This is a genomic window from Congregibacter brevis (assembly GCF_045689245.1).
In the GTDB taxonomy this organism is placed as follows: domain Bacteria; phylum Pseudomonadota; class Gammaproteobacteria; order Pseudomonadales; family Halieaceae; genus Congregibacter; species Congregibacter brevis.
On record NZ_CP136865.1, the window covers coordinates 323,118 to 347,076 of the forward strand.

The 23,959-nt window shown below is 53.5% G+C and carries 9 protein-coding genes; 2 read left to right on the forward strand and 7 right to left on the reverse strand.

Annotated elements, in window-relative coordinates; all coding sequences use genetic code 11:
• Positions 1 to 10: 10 nt before the first annotated feature.
• From R0137_RS01430 to R0137_RS01455, 6 genes are all read right to left on the reverse strand, one after another.
• Positions 11 to 16,570: a tandem-95 repeat protein gene (locus R0137_RS01430; RefSeq protein ID WP_407327986.1), complete on the reverse strand. Its 16,560-nt coding sequence runs from the start codon at positions 16,568 to 16,570 to the stop codon at positions 11 to 13.
• Positions 16,571 to 16,668: 98 nt separating this feature from the next.
• A complete protein-coding gene (locus R0137_RS01435) occupies positions 16,669 to 17,205 on the reverse strand; it encodes a PEP-CTERM sorting domain-containing protein (RefSeq protein ID WP_407327987.1) in 537 nt (178 codons plus the stop codon).
• Positions 17,206 to 17,543: 338 nt separating this feature from the next.
• Positions 17,544 to 18,164, reverse strand: a complete 621-nt coding sequence (locus R0137_RS01440; RefSeq protein WP_407327989.1) for a response regulator — start codon at positions 18,162 to 18,164, stop codon at positions 17,544 to 17,546.
• Positions 18,164 to 20,359 carry an ATP-binding protein gene (locus tag R0137_RS01445; RefSeq protein WP_407327991.1) on the reverse strand — a complete coding sequence of 732 codons (2,196 nt, stop codon included), beginning with the start codon at positions 20,357 to 20,359 and terminating at the stop codon, positions 18,164 to 18,166. Before R0137_RS01445 ends, R0137_RS01440 begins: the two co-directional genes overlap by 1 nt.
• 152 nt (positions 20,360 to 20,511) lie before the next feature.
• On the reverse strand, positions 20,512 to 21,234 hold the full coding sequence (locus tag R0137_RS01450; protein ID WP_407330046.1) for an acyltransferase: 723 nt from the start codon (positions 21,232 to 21,234) through the stop codon (positions 20,512 to 20,514).
• Positions 21,235 to 21,275: 41 nt separating this feature from the next.
• Positions 21,276 to 21,461: a hypothetical protein gene (locus R0137_RS01455; protein ID WP_407330060.1), complete on the reverse strand. Its 186-nt coding sequence runs from the start codon at positions 21,459 to 21,461 to the stop codon at positions 21,276 to 21,278.
• On the opposite strand from R0137_RS01455, the gene R0137_RS01460 reads away from it, so the two are divergent.
• A complete protein-coding gene (locus tag R0137_RS01460) occupies positions 21,416 to 21,988 on the forward strand; it encodes an SAM-dependent methyltransferase (protein WP_407327992.1) in 573 nt (190 codons plus the stop codon). The two genes, R0137_RS01455 and R0137_RS01460, sit on opposite strands and share 46 nt — an antisense overlap.
• A 69-nt stretch (positions 21,989 to 22,057) precedes the next feature.
• The gene (cysE, locus tag R0137_RS01465) at positions 22,058 to 22,852 is read left to right on the forward strand and encodes a serine O-acetyltransferase (protein ID WP_407330047.1); all 795 of its coding nucleotides are present in this window, start codon (positions 22,058 to 22,060) and stop codon (positions 22,850 to 22,852) included.
• A 2-nt stretch (positions 22,853 to 22,854) separates the two neighbouring features.
• On the opposite strand, the gene hemE is transcribed toward cysE, so the two are convergent.
• Positions 22,855 to 23,922 (reverse strand): uroporphyrinogen decarboxylase, encoded by a 1,068-nt coding sequence (gene hemE, locus R0137_RS01470; RefSeq protein ID WP_407327994.1) that lies wholly within the window; start codon positions 23,920 to 23,922, stop codon positions 22,855 to 22,857.
• Between the last annotated feature and the right edge of the window lie 37 nt (positions 23,923 to 23,959).

A 23,959-nucleotide genomic window follows, 5' to 3' on the forward strand; every position in this document is an offset into this window, starting at 1 on the left:
CCAAGCCACGTTAGCCGAACAACTCTTCCTGAGTTAACAGGATATCAGATAGCAAGACATCGCCCTCACCATTACTGAACGTGACAAGTGTCGAATCAACCTCAAAATCACCGTTGGTATCGATCTGCTCCGATGTTGCAGTGAGTCCGTCGATAAGCGAAATGCTGTCTTCACCCAAAGTGAAATCACCGATCACATCGGAGCCAGCGCCGGCGCCAAACTCAAAGGTGTCTAAGCCTTCACCTCCAAAGAGGAAGTCATTACCCGCGCCGCCGTTGATCAAATCGTCGCCCCCGAATCCGAACAGCAACGGATTATCCTGCGCATCACCGCGAATGACATCGTTGTTTTCTGATCCGAATACCCGCGAAACCCCGCTGATCGTATCGGTGCCACCAAAGGGATCTGTCGCGATACCGGTATTGAGGTCGATGCTCACGCCATTACCGGTATCAGCCCATGGACCACTCTCGAATCGATAGTCAACGCCGTCGTTGCCCCCTCGACCATTGATCGTGTCATTGCCAGGACCACCCACAAAGCGCTCGAACTCTCTAGAGCCTTCAGCCAACCCCTGGTCTGTGCGACCGCTGATAATGTCATCGAACCCAGATCCTATGACCCGGTTGATATCGGTTACGGTATCACTGGAATTAAAGCCGTCCTGACTGACCTGATTACTGGCCAAGTCAAGGTCCACCACGACTCCTGTCTCAGTCGCTTCACTCAGATTAAGAATATCAAATGCATCAACCTGGCCGGTAACCGTATCCGATCCTGATCCGGCTAGATACGTGTTCGTTCCAGTGCCGCCCTCAAGCTGGTCATTGCCACCGTTGCCAACCAAGAGATCATTGCCACCTTGGCCCTGAAGCAGATTGTCGTTCTCGTTACCATACAGCTGATCGTCGAAGTCTCCGCCACTCACACCATCGAACCCAAAGAGTGTATCTGTGAACAGATCCGGGTCTCTAGCAGTGCCCGGATCTACGGGAACGCCGTTCTCATCAACAATAAATGTGGCGTCCGACAAGTTTACGATCGCACCACGCTCATTGAGGTAGGTGAAACTGCTGTAATCGAGCTTGTCGTAACCACCCATACCCTCTAGCAGGTCGTTGCCTGGCCCACCAGCGAAATTATTATCTCCATCATCGCCCACAATCCAGTCGTTGTAGCTGGTACCAGAAACTTCTTCGATACCCACCAGTGTGTCTGTGAAGAAATCAGGGTCACGAGCCGTACCGGTCAATACCTCAGACCCATTTTCATCCTCTATGTCCGTGCGGTTTGATAGGTTGACAACGACCCCACGCTGGCTTTGAAACTGGAAGCTCTCGTAGTTGGCGCGGTCACGAATACCCTCACCGCCGTCGAGAACATCATCACCCGGACCGCCGGCGAGATTATCAAAGTCGCCCTCTCCACCAAATAGCTGGTCATTGCCAAAGCCGCCTTCCAGGTAATCGTCGCCCTCATCGCCGTTGAGAGTGTCATTACCAACAAAACCGCGCAGCGCATCGTTACCCGCCAGACCATTGATAGTGTCATTGCCCGAACCACCATCAAGCTGTGGGTCGGCCAGATCAAAATTGTCGTCGTTGATCGTGCCATCGATAGTCTGATCACTATCAAAGTCACTGTAGTTAACGAAGATGTTGCCCTGATTATCAATCAGGTCCTGATTGCTCACCTCACGCAAGGTGATGCTCAGACCCGGCAGGTCAATCTGGCTATAGACCGTGTTCTCATCACCTGGCTCTGTGCCCATAAACTCTGTGAGGTTCGCCTGAACCGTCGCAAAGTCGGGTACCGGTACTTGTGTCTCTCGCAGATCAATCGTGTCTACGCCAATCTCAAAGTCACCGATGAAGACGCCGCCGTTGCCCACAACAAAGTTGTCTGCGCCTGCGCCACCGTTAAGGCTGTCGTTTGCTCCATTACCCGCGCGAAGCTCATCATCGCCATCGTCACCAAAGAGATTATCGTTGCCATCGGCGCCATCAATAACGTCGTTGCCACCGCGCCCACTCAGACTGTTATCGCTGGAGTTACCAAAGATCTCGTCATCAAACTCACCGCCATTAGCGTTGTTGATGTTGTAAAGCTCGGTGACAAAACCGTCGGGCGTATAAGCCTCACCGCGCGAGTCAAAGTCGTAGGTGCCAAACTCACCCAGATAAATACCCACGCCGTTCGGATTAGCGAACTGACCTTCGTTCAGATCCAGGTTGGACCACTGATTGCCGCCATCGACGTAGTTAAAGCCGTCGCCCGGTTGGATGTTCGCACCCCAAGAGCCTGCAACAACGATTCCGTCGTCTCCAGCACCGCCCCAGACGTTGCCAACACCTTCAGCCCCCACAACGATCTGGTCATTGCCGTCGCCTGCCCAAATACCTTCAATACCGACAAGCGTGTCTAAGCCACCATCGGGATCAATGGCTTGCCCACTCTGCAAGAAAAGACCGTTACCAAAATCCCATGCCTGACCCGGGTTGTTCGGATCTATCTCGCTCAGGTTCAGATAGAGGTCGCCATTGAATGCGTAGCCGCCGTCATAAAGGACTTCGTCGTAGCCATCGTCAAAACCATCCTGGTTAAACGGACCATCGCCCCCGTTGATAAGGTCGTCGCCAGACCCACCATTGAGAGAATCATTACCCTCACCACCAAATAGCTGGTCATTGCCAAAGCCGCCTTCCAGGTAATCGTCGCCCTCATCGCCGTTGAGAGTGTCATTACCAACAAAACCGCGCAGCGCATCGTTACCCGCCAGACCATTGATAGTGTCATTGCCCGAACCACCATCAAGCTGTGGGTCGGCCAGATCAAAATTGTCGTCGTTGATCGTGCCATCGATAGTCTGATCACTATCAAAGTCACTGTAGTTAACGAAGATGTTGCCCTGATTATCAATCAGGTCCTGATTGCTCACCTCACGCAAGGTGATGCTCAGACCCGGCAGGTCAATCTGGCTATAGACCGTGTTCTCATCACCTGGCTCTGTGCCCATAAACTCTGTGAGGTTCGCCTGAACCGTCGCAAAGTCGGGTACCGGTACTTGTGTCTCTCGCAGATCAATCGTGTCTACGCCAATCTCAAAGTCACCGATGAAGACGCCGCCGTTGCCCACAACAAAGTTGTCTGCGCCTGCGCCACCGTTAAGGCTGTCGTTTGCTCCATTACCCGCGCGAAGCTCATCATCGCCATCGTCACCAAAGAGATTATCGTTGCCATCGGCGCCATCAATAACGTCGTTGCCACCGCGCCCACTCAGACTGTTATCGCTGGAGTTACCAAAGATCTCGTCATCAAACTCACCGCCATTAGCGTTGTTGATGTTGTAAAGCTCGGTGACAAAACCGTCGGGCGTATAAGCCTCACCGCGCGAGTCAAAGTCGTAGGTGCCAAACTCACCCAGATAAATACCCACGCCGTTCGGATTAGCGAACTGACCTTCGTTCAGATCCAGGTTGGACCACTGATTGCCGCCATCGACGTAGTTAAAGCCGTCGCCCGGTTGGATGTTCGCACCCCAAGAGCCTGCAACAACGATTCCGTCGTCTCCAGCACCGCCCCAGACGTTGCCAACACCTTCAGCCCCCACAACGATCTGGTCATTGCCGTCGCCTGCCCAAATACCTTCAATACCGACAAGCGTGTCTAAGCCACCATCGGGATCAATGGCTTGCCCACTCTGCAAGAAAAGACCGTTACCAAAATCCCATGCCTGACCCGGGTTGTTCGGATCTATCTCGCTCAGGTTCAGATAGAGGTCGCCATTGAATGCGTAGCCGCCGTCATAAAGGACTTCGTCGTAGCCATCGTCAAAACCATCCTGGTTAAACGGACCATCGCCCCCGTTGATAAGGTCGTCGCCAGACCCACCATTGAGAGAATCATTACCCTCACCACCAAATAGCTGGTCATTGCCAAAGCCGCCTTCCAGGTAATCGTCGCCCTCATCGCCGTTGAGAGTGTCATTACCAACAAAACCGCGCAGCGCATCGTTACCCGCCAGACCATTGATAGTGTCATTGCCCGAACCACCATCAAGCTGTGGGTCGGCCAGATCAAAATTGTCGTCGTTGATCGTGCCATCGATAGTCTGATCACTATCAAAGTCACTGTAGTTAACGAAGATGTTGCCCTGATTATCAATCAGGTCCTGATTGCTCACCTCACGCAAGGTGATGCTCAGACCCGGCAGGTCAATCTGGCTATAGACCGTGTTCTCATCACCTGGCTCTGTGCCCATAAACTCTGTGAGGTTCGCCTGAACCGTCGCAAAGTCGGGTACCGGTACTTGTGTCTCTCGCAGATCAATCGTGTCTACGCCAATCTCAAAGTCACCGATGAAGACGCCGCCGTTGCCCACAACAAAGTTGTCTGCGCCTGCGCCACCGTTAAGGCTGTCATTTGCTCCATTACCTGCACGAAGCTCATCATCGCCATCGTCGCCCTGGAGATAATCGTCACCGTCACCACCATCCAGGGCATCGTTTTCTGAACCACCAAATAGGCTATCGTTGCCCGCGCCGCCTTGAAGGTTGTCATCACCTACCTCGCCCTGCAGGTTGTCGTTACCTCCGCCGCCGATCAGGAAGTCATTTCCGTCCTGACCGCCAAAGAAGTTATCGCTGTTACCACCAACGATAACGTCGCTAAATGCCGTGCCGTTGATACCATTGATTCCGTTCAGTTGATCAACGAACCCATCAGGGTCCTGCGCTTGTCCCGACTCGAGCCAAGGACCAAAGCCTTGGAAGTTAGTGCCCTCTTCGCCAAGGTTTACGAAAATGCCGTTGGCGCTATTAAACTGTGGGTCAAAACCATCGCGTCGACCGTAATCAAAGTAATCAACGCCATCGTCGCCATTGCCAGTCACTTGATCCTGACCGCTGCCTGGCGCGAAGTTATCGCTCCCTCCGCCGCCGCCAAACAGCAGGTCATCACCAAACCCACCGGACAAGAAATTGTCGCCCGTGCTACCAACAATAATGTCGTTGAAATCGCTGCCGTTAACGTTCTCGATACCAGCTAGCGTATCGAAACCGCCGTCCGGATCTTGAGCTTGGTTGGTTCCCAGGGGGTTACCGTCAAAATCCCGGACGTCCGTGGTATTGAGTGACAAATTAACCACGGCGCCGCGCTGGCTCTGGAACTGGAAACTCGCGTAGTCCACGCTATCGGCAAAGCCATCCCCACCATCCAGCAAATCGTTGCCTGGACCGCCTGCGAGGCTATCGAAGTCTCCGCTCTGGCCGAAAAGCTCGTCATCACCAAAGCCGCCCTCAAGATAATCATCTCCTTCACCACCACTGAGGATGTCATCACCAGAGAATCCACGAAGCGCGTCGTTACCGGCAAGACCGTTGATCGTGTCGTTACCCGTACCACCATCGAGCTGGGTATTGTCGCCGAAGTTGTCGTCGAACTCAGTGCCTTCAATACTCGAAGCGCCAAAGTTGTCCGCATCTAACGCCCTAAAGCCACTGAAGTTGCCGGCCCCCAATTCACTGACTGCCACGCCACGTAAAGTAATGCTGATGCCGGGGAGCGTGATGTCTGTGTAAACCACATCCTCAAAAACACCCTCTGAAACTTCTTCATTCTCGGTGCGCTCAGTCGTGACACCTGGAGCCTGAAGTGTAAATACATCAGGAACCGGTACTTCAGAATCACTGAAGTCGATCACATCTTCGAGAGCATTAAAATCACCGATGAACACGGAACCGTTGCCCACAAAGAAGGTATCAAACCCCGCTCCGCCTTCTAGGTATTCATCTACACCATCACCAGCATGCAACTCATCGTCACCATCGCCGCCAAATAGCTGATCCTTGCCGGATCGACCAAAAATCTCGTCATTACCGCCAAAACCAAACAAGCGGTTTTCTTCATCGCCGCCAAACAAGCGATCATCGTTTTCGGTAGCAAATACCCCACTGACATTCAGAATGTTGTCGAAGCTGCCAAACTGATCGAGTGCAGCGCCGTTGCCCTGACCATTGAAGGAAAGGTTCACTATTATTCCACTGCCGGTGTCATCACCACGGTAGTCAACAATGTCATTACCACCGCGTCCGTCGATATAGTCCGCACCGTCGCCTGGCACAAAGCGATCAAAATCCCCGAACTCACCGCCTTGGTTGTCAACTCTGCCAAATATCACATCATTGAATGCAGAACCGATGACACGCTCTACGTTACTTACCGTATCAATGCCACCGAAACCGTCAGCGATGGCTCCGCTCTCTAGATCGGCCGAAATGCCTGCCGGTGCAGCACTGTAGTCAACGGCGTCGAAACCGTCGCCACCGTCAATTATGTCGTTACCCGCTCCACCGATAATAAAGTCAATACCATTTTCCGTATTACCCAACGCGTTGAAGGTGTCATCGCCGTCAGTACCAACAAGGTTATCATCACCGTCAGTTCCATCCACGGTGGAACCCGCCGTAGACGCTGGGAGGATAAAGTCGGTCAGGGAGATTTCCTCATCGGGGCTCCAGGTATCGCCGCCGATAAAGAGTGTTGCTGTACCAAAAGTGAAGAACGTTCCGCTGTCTGTATCACTCTGATTACTGAGCTGATTAGTGATATCAGCTCCCGTAACCAAAAAAGGCAAGGTAGTGAGATCGATTTTGTCCACACCGAGCTCAAACTGAGCAACAGTGTCGTCGCCCCCTCCCTGTATGACAAAGGTATCGATACCTGCCCCACCTTCAAGGTAGTCCGAGCCGATACCATCGATAAATGTATCCGCGGCAGCATCATCACTGAACCCTGCCAAAAGAACATCGTTGCCTGCGCCACCATCCAAGAAGTCGCTACCGGCTGCACCGAGAAGTAAGTTATCTTGGCTATCGCCAACGAGTGTGTCGTTATTAGCTGTGCCGAACACGTTCTCGATACTCGAGACTTCGCCACCGAACCCGTAACCATCGTTAGTGACTACACCGCTGCTAAGATCAATTATCAGGCTTTGATTTTCGTCGCCATTGTTGAACAGTGCATCAGTACCGCCGCCACCGTTGATAATGTCGAAGCCTTGCGCGCCAATAAACTGGTTATCGTTATCGTCACCGGTGATGACGTCGTCATAAATCGTGCCGTAGACGCGCTCGATGTTGACGACAGTATCGGTACCGCCGAACTCATCGAGAACAATACCTGTAGAAAGATCAGCGTTGATTCCCGAGCCGGTATCGGTAAAGCGATGGTCAATACGGTCGTTCGTACCCGCACCACCATCGATGTAGTCGTCTCCACCGCGTCCCTCAAAGCTTTGCGGAGCGTTGCCGTTATCAGCGCCAACAAACGAATCGCCTGAGTCAGTACCAATGACCTTTTCGATATTGACGATCGTATCAGTGCCACCAAATCCGCCAGTAACAGTCTGCGCAGCCAGATCTACCTGAATGCCGAGACCTGCACCGCTGTAGTCTGCAAAGTCGAAGCCTTCGCCGCCGTCGATCGAGTCATTGCCGGGTCCAGCAACAATGGTGTCGTTGCCCGCGCCGCCCACAAAGTTTGTGTCTCCGGCGCCACCCTCGAGGGTGTTATCAAATTCATCGCCAATCTGATCATCGGGGCCTACCGCCACCCCAAAATCAAAGAGCGCCGCGCCACCTGTCTCAATTTCGGCCTGAGACACACCACGGAGCGTGATGAACAAGCCGGGCAAAGCAATATCGGTATGTACAACATCCACCGTGCCGCCGTTGCCATCATCTTCCTCAACGGTGTATTGGTTGAGTGCATTTTGAACTTGAGCGAAGTCTGTAACCGGGCTGAGTGCACCGGAGAGATCTATGCGGTCTTCCAACGGATTGAAGTCACCGATGTAGACGCTGCCCGAATTCAGTTGGAACGTATCGTTACCCGCACCGCCCTCGAGATAATTGCCTTCTCCGCTACCGTGGTCGAGGGTGTCATTTCCGTCCTGACCAAAGAGTTCGTTACGGTTTGCATCACCAATGATGACGTCGCTCTGAGCGGTGCCAAACACGCGCTCGATGCCGGCCACCGTGCCGGTAAAGCCATAACCGTCATTGGCAACTTGGCCAGTCGCGAGGTTTATCTCAAGGGACTGATCTTCGGTACCGTTGTTAAACAGGGCGTCAAAACCTTCACCGCCATCGATATCGTCAGCGCCACGATCACCAATAAACTGGTTATCGTTGTCGTCACCGGTGATAACGTCGTCATAGATCGTGCCGTAGACCCGCTCGATGTTGACTACCGTATCGGTGCCACCAAATTCGTCTTGTACAATGCCAGTGGCCAGGTTTGCATTGATACCCGAACCGGTGTCTGAGAACCGATGGTCGATGCGGTCATTGACGCCTGCACCGCCGTCAATGTAATCGTCGCCTCCACGCCCCTCAAAGCTCTGGGGAGCATCGGTATCGCCACCGACGAGTGAATCATCAAAGTCCGAAGCAATGATTTTTTCGACGTTCGTGATCGTATCTGTACCGCCGAAGCCGCCGGTTACGGTACCCGCACCCAAATCGACATCTATGCCTAATGGCGCACCGTTATAATCGACGATGTCGAAGCCTGTGCCTCCATCGATGTTTTCATTGCCAGGGCCAGCAGTGATGAAATCATTGCCCGCATCACCAAAGAACGTAGTGTCTCCGGTTCCCCCTTGTAATGCGTCATCGCCGGGGCCGCCGATCTGGTCATCCGCTGGATCGGCAGCTGGTAGGATGAAGTCGCTCAGCTGCAGCTCTTCGTTAGGCGCCCAGGTGGGATCACTGACGAACAATGTTGTGTCAGGCCCCAACTGCAGGAAGGTTGCACCATCAGTATTGTCCTGATTGGCAAGCTGCGCCTGAAGGTAAGCCTCAGAAACAAAGTACGGCAAACCTGAAAGATCGATTTTATCGACACCAAACTCAAAGCTGCCGATGCTGCGATCGCCAGTGCCTTCGATGACGTAGATATCAGCACCACTACCGCCATCCAGGTAATCATTGCCGCCGTTCGAAGTTAGCGTATCGTCGCCATCCTGACCAAAGAGTAAATCCGCCCCCAGGCCACCCGCAATGTCGTCATCGCCTCCAGCGGCAGCCAGGACATTGTCTTGACCATCACCGGTAATGGAGTCGCCCTGCTCACTACCGAACGCACGGTTAATGTTGAGAAGAGTATCCGTATTACCCCATGGATCAATTGCGGTGCCGTTCGCATCGCCGTTTGCGCCGAGATTGATAGTGACGCCGCTGCTACCGTTCACTGCATCCCGATAATCAACAGCGTCGTTGCCACCCTGACCATCAACAAGGTCTGTTCCATCGCCGGGGCGGAAGCGATCAAAAGTCCCATCCTGATCGACGCGACCCAGAATGGTGTCATCGCCCGCACTACCCACTACTCGATCGATATTTTCCAGTGAGTCAGTGTCTCCGAACCCGTCTTCAATGACGACGCCTGTCTCAAGATTGACGTTCACGCCTGTAGGGGAACTGCTGTAATCGATGGTATCGAATGAGTCTAGGGTGCCCTTATAGACATCGGTACCCGCGCCAGCGATCAATATGTCGTTTCCAGAGCCGCCGGTAACCACGTCATCGCCCTCACCACCGGTGAGCGTGTCGACACCTCCGTTGCCAGTGATGATGTCGTTACCAACACCACCATCGAGAACGTTGTCTCCCGCGTCACCCACCAAAAGGTCATCGTCGGGAGATTCGGTTGCGCCTGTCGCGTCACCTACGACAGCGGCTTCGACTTCAGTCTCAAGTTCGTCTACAAATTGCGTGGTATCAGCTACTGAAACATCGCCATCGCTAACGGCATCGGCGGTCTCGCCCTGAGCGACTTGTGAGACCTGCGATACGTCTGAAAGGAAAGCAGCGCCATCGACATTCCCTGTTGCAACAGCATCGGCTACAGCGGTATCTACTACTGTATTAGAAGCTTCTGCAAGGCTTGCCACCGCCTCTGCCTGAACTGGTATATCTGTTATTCCTGATGCTTCAGCAGCTTCATCAGCTGCTCCAGATACAATCTGTTCAACATCACTAGCTCCACCGCCCTCCGGAGCTACAAGATTTACCGGGGAAGGACTGGTATTAATGAGATTTGCGAGTGATGCAAACGCTGCTGACTCACCTTCAGTCTCACTGACTTCTCCACCCGAAGCACCAGCGACAGCGGAGCCCGCTATTTTCGCGGTATTCAGTACCTGGCTGGCAACGCTGAACACGGCTGCAGCCTGCTCCTTCGCCGCCGGATCAACAGAGTTGGCCAGGACATCGATAGGATCGTAAGTACTCAGGTCTACGTCGGGCAAACCCAATGATTGCTGGACTCGAAGTTCAGCCTCTGCAAGCGCCAAGGCTGGATCCGATGGCAAGGTGGGATCGCCGCTCTCAAGAACCGCGACAACCAGTGTTGTGAGCGGGGTTATAACCGTCGAACCTTCGGGTGCCTTCAGTACACCTTCAAAAGGCAGACGTGTAGAGATATCCACACCGCCTGTCATGTAGAGCGTGCCGGATACCGCGCCGGACAGTGAGAACTGACCGACTTCGTTGGTAGTACCAAATGCTTCTAGGCCAGGATCGAATTCGCCGTCACCATCGGCGTCCGCCCACACAAAGCCACCGGAAATGTAGCCGTCCTGGCTGTTACCGTCTTCTACTTCGCCCGTGATATTGACGGTAACGTTCACTGGCTGAGTGAATGCACCATCAACATCAGCGACTCGATAACTGAAGCTGTCACCACCGATAAAGCCATTGCCCGCGGTATAAGTAATTGTTCCGTCGGGATTAACGTCGGCTTGGCCGTTATTAGCCGCATCGATAATCTCTACAGAACCGACATCCAACGCCGTTTCCAAATCACTGTCGTTTGCGAGCACATCAATAATGATTTGCTGCAGGGCTTCTACATCACCCCCGTCGTCTGACTGGCCCACAGGTGCATCATTTACCGAATTAACGGCGATAGCAGCCGTCAGAGGTACCGCACCTCCCTGACCGTCCTGAACCGTGTAGTCAAAACTTGCGTCGCCAAAGAAATCCTCAGTCGGAGTGAAAACTATAGAACCGTCAACGACGGCAACCGTACCGCCGACAGCATTCCCGACCCCGGTAATCGACAGCGTACCGCCATCCGTATCCACTGCATTGCTATCGGCCAACAAGTCCAGCAATGCTATTTCGAGCGGCGCATCCTCATCAGTCGCATAGTTTGCGGCTTCCGCAGTTGGTTCGACATTCGCCACGTCGGACACATTAACAGTCGCGGTCAATGGCAAATCGTCGCCTACCGTGCCATCACTAATTGTGTAGTCAAACGTCGCAGCACCATCAAAGTCTTGCGCCGGCGTAAACGTAATCGTTTCGCCATCCACGGAAACTGTGCCGCCTTGTGGATTGGTCACATTGGTAATCGTTAGTGAAGCATCAGCATCCGCATCCGCCGCATTACTACCCGACAACAGCTCGGCAAATGTAATCTCTCTCGGCGCATTTTCTTGCGTCGCAAATGTCGCGGCAGTGCCCGTAGGCGCATCATTTACAGATGTAATCGCTATTGTCGCCGTAGCTGTAACCTCGATCGCACCGTCGCTGATGGTGTAGTCGTAGCTCGCGGGGCCGTTGACGTTAGCCGCCGGCGTGAAAACAACCTCACCCGTCACGCCGTCAATAACCACGGTACCCGTTGACGCATTGCCCACGCTCACTAACGTTAACGCGTCGCCATCAACATCACTCGCACTGGCGATTAAGTCAGCTGGAGACGTAGTCAGGACGCCATCTTCGTCCATCGCACCCAAATCGATGCCCGAGGACGTCGGCGCATCGTTAACTGCCGTGATTGCAATCGTAGCCGTGGCACCAGACTCGCCGCCTTGGCCATCATCAACCGTGTAGCTAAACGTCGCGTCAGCTGTTTGATCCTGCGCTGGCGTAAAGCGGTACTCGTCATCGCCAACTTTCTCGAGAGTACCCTGCGATATCGAGCTCAGATCAACCACCGCTGACAGAGGGTTGCCCTCTGGATCGCTGGAGGAGCCCAGCAGGTCTGCAGTGCTTAGCAGAAGTACCTTGTCTTCGGTCGTCTTAAAGCTGGTATCGATGACATTTGGAGCGTCGTTTACGGGATCAATCGTGATCGACAGCGTCGATGTATCGCCAACAGTGTTACCGAGATCATCACTCATGCTGTAAACAGCATCCGGCACCAGGCCGCTGTAGTTCGGAGCAGGCGTGAACGAGTAAGCGCCATCGCTTGCGATGTTCAGTGTGCCCACGCCAACAATAGAAGCGTCATCGCCCGCGTCGTAATCCACGCCACCAAACTCAAAGCCGGTGACAACAACGTCACCATCAGCCGTTGAGGCGGGCGTACCATCAAGTACGTTGCCAGTGAGCTGCACATCTTCATCAGTTGAAGCGATTTCATCGTCGTCAGAGAAAACAGCATCTACTGCGTTAACAGCGATAGATATGGTGGCTTCGTTAGAGCTGAGATCGCCATCGCTCACTGTATAGGTAAGCGTTACGCCTTCTGACCCTTCGGCAGGCGCAAAAGTAAGTTTGTTGGCTAGTAGATCAGCAACGGTGATTTCCAATCCGCCGCTTGGGAGTTCACTAATAGCGTCCGCTTCAAAATAGAGGACGCCGGACTCTGGTAAGCTGGCTAGAGTAATGCTCGCGAATTCTGTGTTATCGACGTCTGTGTCGTTGCCCAGAATAGCTGCCGAAGAAAGCGTGAGAATCGAGTCTTCGTTCACACTCAAATCATCATCAAAAGCCACGGGCGCATCGTTCACGTTGGCAATTGGGCCAACAGCAAGACTCTCGACCTGCTCGGCAGTACCATCATCATCGGTGTAGCTCGCGACCACCGTGATGTTTTCGCCCACATCTTCTTGGGTCAGGGTGTACTTGTCGCCGGTGGCGCCATCAATGTCTACGCCACCGCGTTGCCACTGGTAGCTGATATCACCAAGGCCATCAGCGTCGTCCAAGTCGTTGGACGCCGTGAGCTCACTGTCTTCCTCGGCCGTACCCGTGATCGTCACCGATCCCGTCGGCGCATCGTTCTCGTTCGTCGGAATGACAGGGTCACTGCTGACCTGCTCATCGGTACCCTGAGCATCGGTGTAGCTCGCGACCACCGTAATCTCTACACCCACATCATCCTGGGTCAGGGTGTACTTGTCGCCTGTGGCGCCATCAATGTCTACGCCACCACGTTGCCACTGGTAGCTGATATCGCCCAGACCATCTTCATCTTCAAGCGTGTTACTCGCCGTCAGCTCGTCACCGTCAGTCGCTGTGCCTGAGATCGTTACCGACCCGGTGGGCGCATCATTCAGGTTGGCAACCGGACCAACAGCAAGACTCTCGACCTGCTCGGCAGTACCACCATCATCGGTGTAGCTCGCAACCACCGTGATGTTTTCGCCCACATCTTCCTGGGTCAGGGTGTACTTGTCGCCGGTGGCGCCATCAATGTCTACGCCACCGCGTTGCCACTGGTAGCTGATATCACCAAGGCCATCAGCGTCATCCAAGTCGTTGGACGCCGTGAGCTCACTGTCTTCCTCGGCCGTACCCGTGATCGTCACCGATCCCGTCGGCGCATCGTTCTCGTTCGTCGGAATGACAGGGTCACTGCTGACCTGCTCATCGGTACCCTGAGCATCGGTGTAGCTCGCGACCACCGTAATCTCTACACCCACATCATCCTGGGTCAGGGTGTACTTGTCGCCTGTGGCGCCATCAATGTCTACGCCACCACGTTGCCACTGGTAGCTGATATCGCCCAGACCATCTTCATCTTCAAGCGTGTTACTCGCCGTCAGCTCGTCACCGTCAGTCGCTGTGCCTGAGATCGTTACCGACCCGGTGGGCGCATCGTTCAGGTTGGCAACCGGACCAACAGCAAGACTCTCGACCTGCTCGGCAGTACCACCATCATCGGTGTAGCTCGCAACCACCGTGATGTTTTCGCCCACATCTTCCTGGGTCAGGGTGTACTTGTCGCCGGTGGCGCCATCAATGTCTACGCCACCGCGTTGCCACTGGTAGCTGATATCACCAAGGCCATCAGCGTCGTCCAAGTCGTTGGACGCCGTGAGCTCACTGTCTTCCTCGGCCGTACCCGTGATCGTCACCGATCCCGTCGGCGCATCGTTCTCGTTCGTCGGAATGACAGGGTCACTGCTGACCTGCTCATCGGTACCCTGAGCATCGGTGTAGCTCGCGACCACCGTGATCTCTACACCCACATCATCCTGGGTCAGGGTGTACTTCTCACCCGTAGCGCCATCAATGTCTTCGCCACCGCGTTGCCACTGGTAGCTGATATCGCCCAGACCATCTTCATCTTCAAGCGTGTTACTCGCCGTCAGCTCGTCACCATCCGTCGCCGTGCCTGAGATCGTTACCGACCCGGTGGGCGCATCATTCAGGTTGGTAACGGCAGCAGTGGCACCACTTGCTACCGTCTCTGTTGTGTTGCCACCATCGGTATAAGACGCTTCTGCCGTGATCTGTTTGCCAACCTCGGCCTGCGTCAGTGTGTACGTTGCACCCGTGCCAACAACATTGCCGTCAGCCTTCCACGTGTACGTGATCGTTCCCAGGCCATCAGCGTCAGCCAGCGTATTGCTGGCAGTCAGGACGTCATCCTCAGCGGGCGTCGTGTTGTCGATCGTAACCACGCCAGTCGGCGCATCGTTTTCGTTCGTCGGAATGACAGGGGCGCTGCTGACCTGCTCATCGGTACCCTGAGCATCGGTGTAGCTCGCGACCACCGTAATCTCTACACCCACATCATCCTGGGTCAGGGTGTACTTGTCGCCTGTGGCGCCATCAATGTCTACGCCACCACGTTGCCACTGGTAGCTGATATCGCCCAGACCATCTTCATCTTCAAGCGTGTTACTCGCCGTCAGCTCGTCACCGTCAGTCGCTGTGCCTGAGATCGTTACCGACCCGGTGGGCGCATCGTTCAGGTTGGCAACCGGACCAACAGCAAGACTCTCGACCTGCTCGGCAGTACCACCATCATCAGTGTAGCTCGCGACCACCGTGATGTTTTCGCCCACATCTTCCTGGGTCAGGGTGTACTTGTCGCCGGTGGCGCCATCAATGTCTACGCCACCGCGTTGCCACTGGTAGCTGATATCACCAAGGCCATCAGCGTCATCCAAGTCGTTGGATGCCGTGAGCTCACTGTCTTCCTCGGCCGTACCCGTGATCGTCACCGATCCCGTCGGCGCATCGTTTTCGTTCGTCGGAATGACAGGGGCGCTGCTGACCTGCTCATCGGTACCCTGAGCATCGGTGTAGCTCGCGACCACCGTGATCTCTACACCCACATCATCCTGGGTCAGGGTGTACTTGTCGCCTGTGGCGCCATCAATGTCTTCGCCACCGCGTTGCCACTGGTAGCTGATATCGCCCAGACCATCTTCATCTTCAAGCGTGTTACTCGCCGTCAGCTCGTCACCGTCAGTCGCTGTGCCCGATATCGCCACAGCGCCTGTCGGCGCATCATTGACCGGTGTAACGTTGATCGTAACGTCGGCGGTGTCGGTCAAGTCCCCATCAGAGATGGTGTAAGTGAAGGTGGGCGCTGACTGCTGAGGCTCATCGCCACCATGCACATAACGGAAAGAACCATCAGCCTTAATAAACAGATCGCCTTCAGCAATCGAGAGCTGGAACTCTTCTGTTTCTTCACTGTATTCGAGGTCGGGATCATTGACATCTAGCTCAATGTCATTGACTTTTGTTACGGATAGGAGCGTACCTTCGGGGTCACTGTCCATGCCAGCATCCGGGCCCAGGCCCTCGATCAGGTTACCCGTAAGCTCGTTGCCCTCGGCAACGGTGTAGCTATCATCCACAGCGGTAGGTGACTGGTTGTCGCCTGCCACCACATCGACAGTGGCCTCAAGGCGCACACTGCCGCCATTGCCGTCCTCTATGGTGTATTCGAAAGACGCCTCGCCCGTGAAACCCTCATCGGGAGTGAAAATAATGAAATCGCTATCGCTGGGGTCAAATTCGACTTCGCCGTCGCGAGCTTTGCGAAAGCTGGCTATAGATAAATCGTCGCCATCTACATCGTCTGCACCGCTCTTCTCAAGTAGCTCCGTAACGGGTATGCGAAGAACAGTATCCGCGCTAACTTCCAATTCGACATCGCTGCCGGTGGGGTCATCGTTGCTGCCCAGAACCACCAAATTGACAGTCGCGGTGCTGGTTTGTCCCGCATTACCATCAAGCGCAATGGTGTACTCAAAGCTATCTTCACCAAAGAAATCAGGATTCGGTGTGTATTTTAGAGTTTGGCCATTCTCGACCAGAGTTCCGTTCGCTGGCTGCGTAAACTCAACAAGGGAGAAGTCGATGTCATCAGCAGCGCTATCGTTGCTCAGCAGCGCCTTTTTCTGGATGACTACACTACGATCTTCCCTAACCGCAACCGTGTCATCAACACTAGTGATTGGATCGCCATCAGGCTCTCCTCTGCCCCCACGATTTGTGAACCGAGAGCCGAACGAAAATCCAAAAGCCATAGCTGCGCCTTTTACTTATTTTACTGACTAAACATGTAATCGCGTTTTATTAAGAGATGCTTGGCGGCATCTAATAGGAAGAGGCCGCCTCAGGGGCGTCAACTTTTAATGCGACGCATCCTCAACCCCACAAGACCAAGGCCTAGAAGAACAAGAGTCGCAGGAACAGGGACTTGCTGAAACTCAGGTATCCCTTCAGACAAAAGCTCAATGGCCTCAAGACCTTGCTCTCCCTCCTGCAACACTACAAGTTGCCCGTAGCCAACAGAATCGGGAAGCCCGCAAATGACGCCGAAACATAAATCAAGACCATAGATTTCAGTGTCACTGACTGTTGCCACCAAAAAATTTGCCGCTGTGACATTGCCACCGAACACATCGAATTGATTAAAGAAAGTCAACGGACCGGCACCAGCAAAAACCAGCGCTCCCACTGGAGACAAATCGACGAAAACACTGTCAGCTGCGGCAAAGGTGTCATCGAAACTCGGCAGCCCTGTGATGCGACCGCTTACCTCGCTACCGGCTGAGCCAAAACTGAACGAATAAACGGGCCCCGCCGACGCCTGCAGCGAAAACATCGCCAGCATCATCGAAACCGCTGCACCCAAGAATAATTTTTTTACGAAGATCACAATGACTACCCTTATCAACAGAAAAACAGTGGATCTGTTGAACGCAACTTTTGTACCGAAACACTTTTTCTTTTTATTTTCTGATATTTATGTCAGTTGCTCTAAAGCGCTAGCTCACCAAACGTAAAGAATGCTGACACTATTATTTGCTGTAGATTCAAAGTGTTAGGCAACAGTCAGCCCCTGTGTTTCCACAGAAAGGAAAAACAGTGCAGCTAATCTTTGTTGAATTTAATCTTAGGCGGATGACAAAGATTCACCACTAAAAAAAATTAGAGTGGCGAATGCAGGGTTTTTACGCGTTTAGTTATCAGGATCTGCAGCGCTAACGACCAGGTTCAGTTTGAATCTAGCGAGATTCCCAACTTCCGTGCCTGAGAGACAATCTGTCGATTGGTGCGTGCACCTAAGCGAGTTTTTAGCTGATTAACATGAAAAGAGACTGTTGCCTCTGAGATGTCCAGGTTCGATGCAATTTGTTGATTAGATGAACCTTCATTCAACATCCCCAGAACTTCAATCATTCTTGATGTGAACAGATCCCCCCCATTAAGACTATCAACGATAGGAGCCACATCAGGGGAGTAAAAAGTATCTCCATCTACCACCTGACGAACGGCGGACATCAGTAAATCAACACTCGAGGCTTTGGTCAAAATCCCGGAAAAACCTGCAGAGTATGCGCGCTGAATATCAACATCACTGAGTAACCCCGAAAAAACGATCCCCCGCAGTTGCGAGTTCGTGCTGGAGCACTGCTCATAAAAATCAATTCCGTCACCATCACTTAGCGCAAGATCTACAATCAAAGCCTTAGGGGAGTGCAAAGACAATTGATGTTCCGCATCCTTGAGCGTAGCAGCGGTCACCACTTCACCCATAGAGTTTGCGATTAACTGCTGCGTAATGCTGTCTACGATCAACGGATGATCGTCCACCACCAAGAAGTCTGCCGACATCAATTAGCCTCGGTTAGGGATCTGCGATAACACGCGATGGAAATAGCCTGAGCGAGTGCGGGTAGTGTTAAGGGAAAGCACAATATGGCATCTGCGGTCTGAGACCACTTGTCACGATTCTCTGGTGATCGGTCGAAACAGGCGACTATGTTTACAGAGCGAGAAAGTCTCACCTCTGCTGCCTCACTAAACACGCGAATTCCATGGCTAGCATTATCACCATCGTCCAGTATTTTGCTGCCCCGGATAATACTGACAAACCGTGCCCACAACTCTGGCTCACCAACAAAGACCAGGTTTTGTCCAGATTTAGAGATATCGGGTAAGGGCATACTCAGCCCGAACATAGACCCACCATCGCTACGCGACGCGCTTTCAAGCTTTGCCCCATAGGCAGCTGCAAGCTGCCTACAAACTGACAGCCCGACGCCCACCCCGGAAGTTTGCGGTGATAAGCGCACGGACTTGTCCTCGTCCGTGATACTCGCTAGTTCCGTCGCACTAAGCCCGGGTCCCTGGTCATACACTCGAAGACTCACATGGTCATCCGCGCGGCGGCACACCAAAAGCACGCGCTTCCCATCGCTGTACTCAATGGCGTTCGCGATCAGATTGGAAAGCACCCGCACCACCATGTTGCGGTCCGCGGCAATTGAATCGCATTGGCTTCGGTAGGAGATGCTCTTACCCGCTTTGTCCGCCCGCTCTCGGAAGGTCAGTTCCAGCGTCTCAAACAGCTCAGCCACTTTGATCTCTTCAATCATCGGAATAGCCCCCGCGCCAACCTGACGATTGTTACTCACCATTAGGTTCATAGTCTGCTGAACGCTACCTAGCATCTGGCCCAATTGCTGGGAGTCTGATTGAGCGTCCACAAGGTCTTTAGAACTAACAATGCGCTTGTTTAGCGCAAGAGCCCCACTGACCAAATTTCGAGCATCATGACTCGCTGCCAAGACCATGCGCGCGCGCTCGCTCATATCCTGCAGCGCAGCTGCGGACTTCGCATCCGCAGCATCCTTCTGCAACTGCAAACGCCTGACCCTAAGTGCGATAGACACGGCAACTAAGGAGGCTTCAGTAAAGCAGGCCGGCCCAAGCAGATACCAATCCACATTTGTCGCAGGCAGTACCCCCGCTGTGGAAAGCATGAGCATCACGAACTGCAGTGCTAACACCGTCCAGGCTACGCCAAGTAACGCCCTCTCCAATCGCGCTTCACGCCCAGAGAACGCCACTTGTATTGGCAAACTCACGAAGGTTGCGACCACAAAACACCAACCGGAAATGATGATCCCGTCGGTGAACTGTCGCGCAAAAGACATACTGACCGGCACCAGCATTAGGTGAAGAGCTAAGGCGAACCCCGTTAAGCGGTACCAGTAGTCAGCCATCTGGCGACCTTTAAGGCCCAAAAACCTCCGCGCAAAGGTTGAAAGCAGTAACGCGGAACACATCGCAGACGAGGCACCAAACGTTCTACCCCACTCGGGAGAATTGTAAAACCACCACGCGGTCGTTAAACCCTGTAAATGCAAGCAACACAGTAGCAGCGCACTCGTGGCAGCCGTGTACAGAATGTAGATGCGATCGCGAGTGGCAAGAAACACCAAAAGGTTAAAGAAAATGAGAACGCCAGTGCCAGCGGTAGAGAAGATAAACAAACTGAATTGCGAAAAAGTGAAACGGGTTAGCAGCGAAGTTGGAATAACTCGCATCGGGAGCCACCCGGCAACGGCGGCTTGAAAACGAACCACAAAGGTCGCTGACTCCCCGGGCTCTAAGCTGAACTCAGCTGCTAGGTTGAAGTACCTTTGGAGACTGATTTTGCGCTGTGTGTTTGAAGCGTTATCTAACATTAGCTCCAGACCATCGGGCCCGAGCTTGTAGATTTCCAGAACTTCGACATTCGTTCGCAAGGTATTCAGCAACCATGCCCCCGGCTTAGCGGTCGCGTTAGTGACGCTAAATCGTATCCACGCCGGTCGCTTCTGCGCGCCAAGATTTACAAGGGGTTCTGGGTAAGGCGTTAAAAGCGGAGAAACCAGAGCATCGGATGCCGACATACTTACAGGGGCATCCGCTAACACATCACTCTGCTGTGCGAAGTTGGAGGTGATGACGTCTTGGGTAAGTTGCAGCTCTTGCGCTACTGCCGCGGAGCAGGCGACAAGAAACAGCCAAGCGGGTAGCAAACACGTTATACAAAGACGAAATGCACTTACGGCCAACGTTGTCCTTAAGTTTTTTGTCGTTGACGGGCTTTAAAGCTTTAGTGCATCTTATATTAGATTTCGCTATTCAAGGCAAACCTGCAAGTCGAGTTCGCGGCGCGCAGTTTTCTCAATTATTTTCGCGCCCCTGGATACACAACACTCCACAACCAAGTCCAAAAGCTATTTTTACCTAACACCATGCGATCGACTTCATCAAAAAATCTGAGCTGCCCTTCAGGATCGGCAAAGTAGTGAAGTCGGGTGATCATCTCTCGATCTGCATCAAGTTCTTTTACAACCTTTGCCGGGTTACCAGCTACAACCACATTCGCTGGTACATCTTTGGTTACCACGGACCGTGCGGCCACCACAGTGTTTTCCCCAATAGTGACGCCCTTGAGTACCGTGGCATGATCTCCCAGCCAAACGTTGTCACCAATGTGCACCGGCGTCACATGCTCACTACGCTGAGTGCGATCGTAAACCGTGTGCCAGTCTGAGTCCGTTATGTAAGTACCGTTAGCCATCATGACGCCATCACCAATGGTGATTTCGTCGGACGCACTAAGGCGCGAACCCGGACTCATCAACACCCCCCGACCAATGCGAATCGTTCCAGCCCCAGCCTCTCGGCCCCAGACGCCGATCTCGACGCGATGCATAGGCTCAGCGACGGCGGTAAAGCACTCTCCTATGTGAATATTCGGTCCCGAAATAATCACGTAGCGCGGCTTCATAAAAGTCGAGTAATCGCCAAGGCTCGCGCATTCGGGGCGTAGAAAATAGTTGACGTACCAGCGGCGGTAACGGAGATAGGCTTTTTTAACCCAATAGGGTCTTAAATCATCACGCATGAGAGTGCAGTAGAATTGCGACTTACGAAGCGCTAACCGTATCATCCCCAGCCAGTATCCAACCAATCATGCTTCCTCAATGCAGTCATCGTCACGACCAGTACAGAGTAGTCAGCGAACAGTTCATCCTGGTTTGCCGGCATTGCTTCGTCGCCATGAGCAACACGAATGGCAAAAACCTGTGCAAGACGTTGATCTGCCTGCGCTCGAACAGTTAGATCGAGCATTGCAAGATCATGCAGGGCCCGTCGTTCTCGACTCTTTTTGCGGAACTGGCCAGAGCACGGCCATACTCTGTTCACGGAGAACCGATGCGCTCGTTATTGGCGTAGACAAATCCTCTCACCGATTAAACCGTCAACCCGCCTTACCCGAAAACGGCTTACTGCTGCAGGCACATTGCGAAGCGATCTGGAGGCACCTAGTAGAACGAGGCATCAAGCTCTCGACCCATAAAATCCTCTACCCAAATCCCTGGCCAAAGCCCGGCCACCTCGGACGGCGAGTTCATGGGCATCCAGCGTTTCCTCTGTTGTTAAGACTTGGTGGCCATTTGGAGCTGCGCAGCAATTGGCAAACCTATGTCGAGGAGTTTGGCGTTGCGCTCGGCTTGCTTGGCCACGCGTCCCGAGTCGCTGTTGTGCCTAAAGAGGAAACGTCTCTCACCCTTTTCGAAGAAAAGTATCGACAGAGTGGACACGAGCTTTGGTCCATAAACACCAACATCAGGGTATCCGAGCCTTTGGAAGATTAGGCTTCTACGCATGAACACTAGCGCGCAATCCGCTACCCTTAGCATCATGACAAGAGGATCAAAGCTATGATGCCCGGAATCGACGACCCGATCTGGCAGCGAATCTGCGAAGAGACGCGGCAGCACTCACAAGACGAGCCTATGCTCGCCAGTTACCTCCACGCCACCATCCTCAACCACAAGAGGATTGAGCGCTCTTTAAGCTTCTTGCTCGCGAACCAACTGGATAGTCCAGCGGCTTCGTCGTTGCTCCTGCGTGAAGTGATGCTTGAGGCTTTTGAGGCAGACCCTGCAATACTGGACGCAGTTCGAGCTGACTTGCTTGCAGTTCTTGAAAGAGATTCAGCTACGCATGAACTCTATACACCGTTTTTGTACTCCAAAGGCTTCCATGCACTGCAGGCGCACAGGGTATCGCACTGGCTTTGGAGCAACGGCCGGGAATCACTCGCATTATTTTTTCAGAACCGCGTCAGCACCAAGTTTGCCGTAGACATTCACCCTGCCGCACGGATTGGCAAAGGCATCATGCTCGATCACGCCACAGGACTGGTTATCGGCGAAACTGCACGCGTTGGTAACAACGTGTCGATTCTGCAGTCAGTCACCTTGGGTGGTACCGGTAAAGAAGACGGCAACCGTCACCCGAAGATTTGCGACGGAGTGCTAATCAGCGCTGGTGCAAAAATCCTCGGCAACATCTGCGTCGGCGAAGGCGCCAAGGTTGGAGCGGGGAGCGTTGTGCTAGAGCCCGTTGCGCCGCACACAACCGTGGCCGGCGTTCCAGCCAAAGTCGTTGGCAAGCCGAATACCGATCAACCCGCCCTGGATATGGACCATAGCTGGCCCTGCTGCGACGACTAAAATCAGTCGCGGTGATACTGAGGCGACAACTCAATCACTGCATCAACAAACGCCGTCACATGGTCGGGATTTACGCCCGGAGTGATGCCGTGACCGAGATTGAAGATGTGGCCACTGCCATGGCCAAAGCCTGCAAGGATGCTAGCTACTTCTTCACGAATACGCTCTGGCGAAGCAAATAGCATCATAGGATCCATATTGCCTTGCAGCGCCACTCGATCACCAACCAGCTTCTTCGCGGTGGAGATATCTGTGGTCCAGTCGATACCTACAGCCTGCGCGCCACAATCAGCGATAGTCGGCAGCCACTGCCCCCCGCCCTTAGTGAAAACAATCACGGGAACAGGGCGACCATCGGCCTCCCGCGGCAAGCGAGATACGATCCGCTGCATATATTTAAGAGAGAACTCCTTGTAAGCCGCGGCGCTCAGGCTGCCACCCCAGGTATCAAAGATCTGCAACGCTTGCGCACCGGCTTCGACCTGAGCGGTAAGGTAATCGGCAACAGCATCCGCCAGTAGGGTCAGCAGTTCGTGCATGAGCTCCGGCTGATCGTAGGCCATAGTCTTAACCCGGGAGAAATCCTTGGAAGAACCTCCCTCAACCATGTAAGTAGCCAAAGTCCAGGGTGAGCCAGAAAAACCGATGAGCGGTACGGACCCATTAAGCTCCTTACGAATGGCGCTGACCGCATCCATAACGTAGCCCAAATCATCACTCGCCTTAAACGAACTCAGTCCCGCAAGGTCCTCGGCGCTGCGCACTGTTTTTCTGAAACGTGGCCCCTCACCCGTCTCAAAGTAAAGTCCCAGGCCCAAGGCATCAGGAATTGTCAGAATGTCTGAAAACAGAATCGCCGCATCCATCGCATAGCGACGCAGCGGTTGCATGGTTACTTCGCAAGCAAGCTCGGTGTTTTTACAAAGGTCCAAAAACGATCCAGCTTGCTCTCGTGTAGCACGATACTCAGGCAAATAGCGGCCAGCCTGGCGCATCATCCATAAGGGCGTGCGATCAACGGGTTGGCGCATCAGTGCACGCAGGAAACGGTCGTTTTTAAGTTCACTCATTGTTATTTTTTCCTCAGTCGGCCACTTGGGACCGGCG

Excerpts from the sequence above, each read along its gene's own strand:
- R0137_RS01430 (WP_407327986.1), bottom strand. The coding sequence starts at position 16,570 with ATGGCTTTTGGATTTTCGTTCGGCTCTCGGTTCACAAATCGTGGGGGC.
- R0137_RS01440 (WP_407327989.1), bottom strand. The coding sequence starts at position 18,164 with ATGTCGGCAGACTTCTTGGTGGTGGACGATCATCCGTTGATCGTAGAC.
- R0137_RS01450 (WP_407330046.1), bottom strand. The coding sequence starts at position 21,234 with ATGCGTGATGATTTAAGACCCTATTGGGTTAAAAAAGCCTATCTCCGT.
- R0137_RS01455 (WP_407330060.1), bottom strand. The coding sequence starts at position 21,461 with ATGCTCGATCTAACTGTTCGAGCGCAGGCAGATCAACGTCTTGCACAG.
- cysE (WP_407330047.1), top strand. The coding sequence starts at position 22,058 with ATGCCCGGAATCGACGACCCGATCTGGCAGCGAATCTGCGAAGAGACG.
- hemE (WP_407327994.1), bottom strand. The coding sequence starts at position 23,922 with ATGAGTGAACTTAAAAACGACCGTTTCCTGCGTGCACTGATGCGCCAA.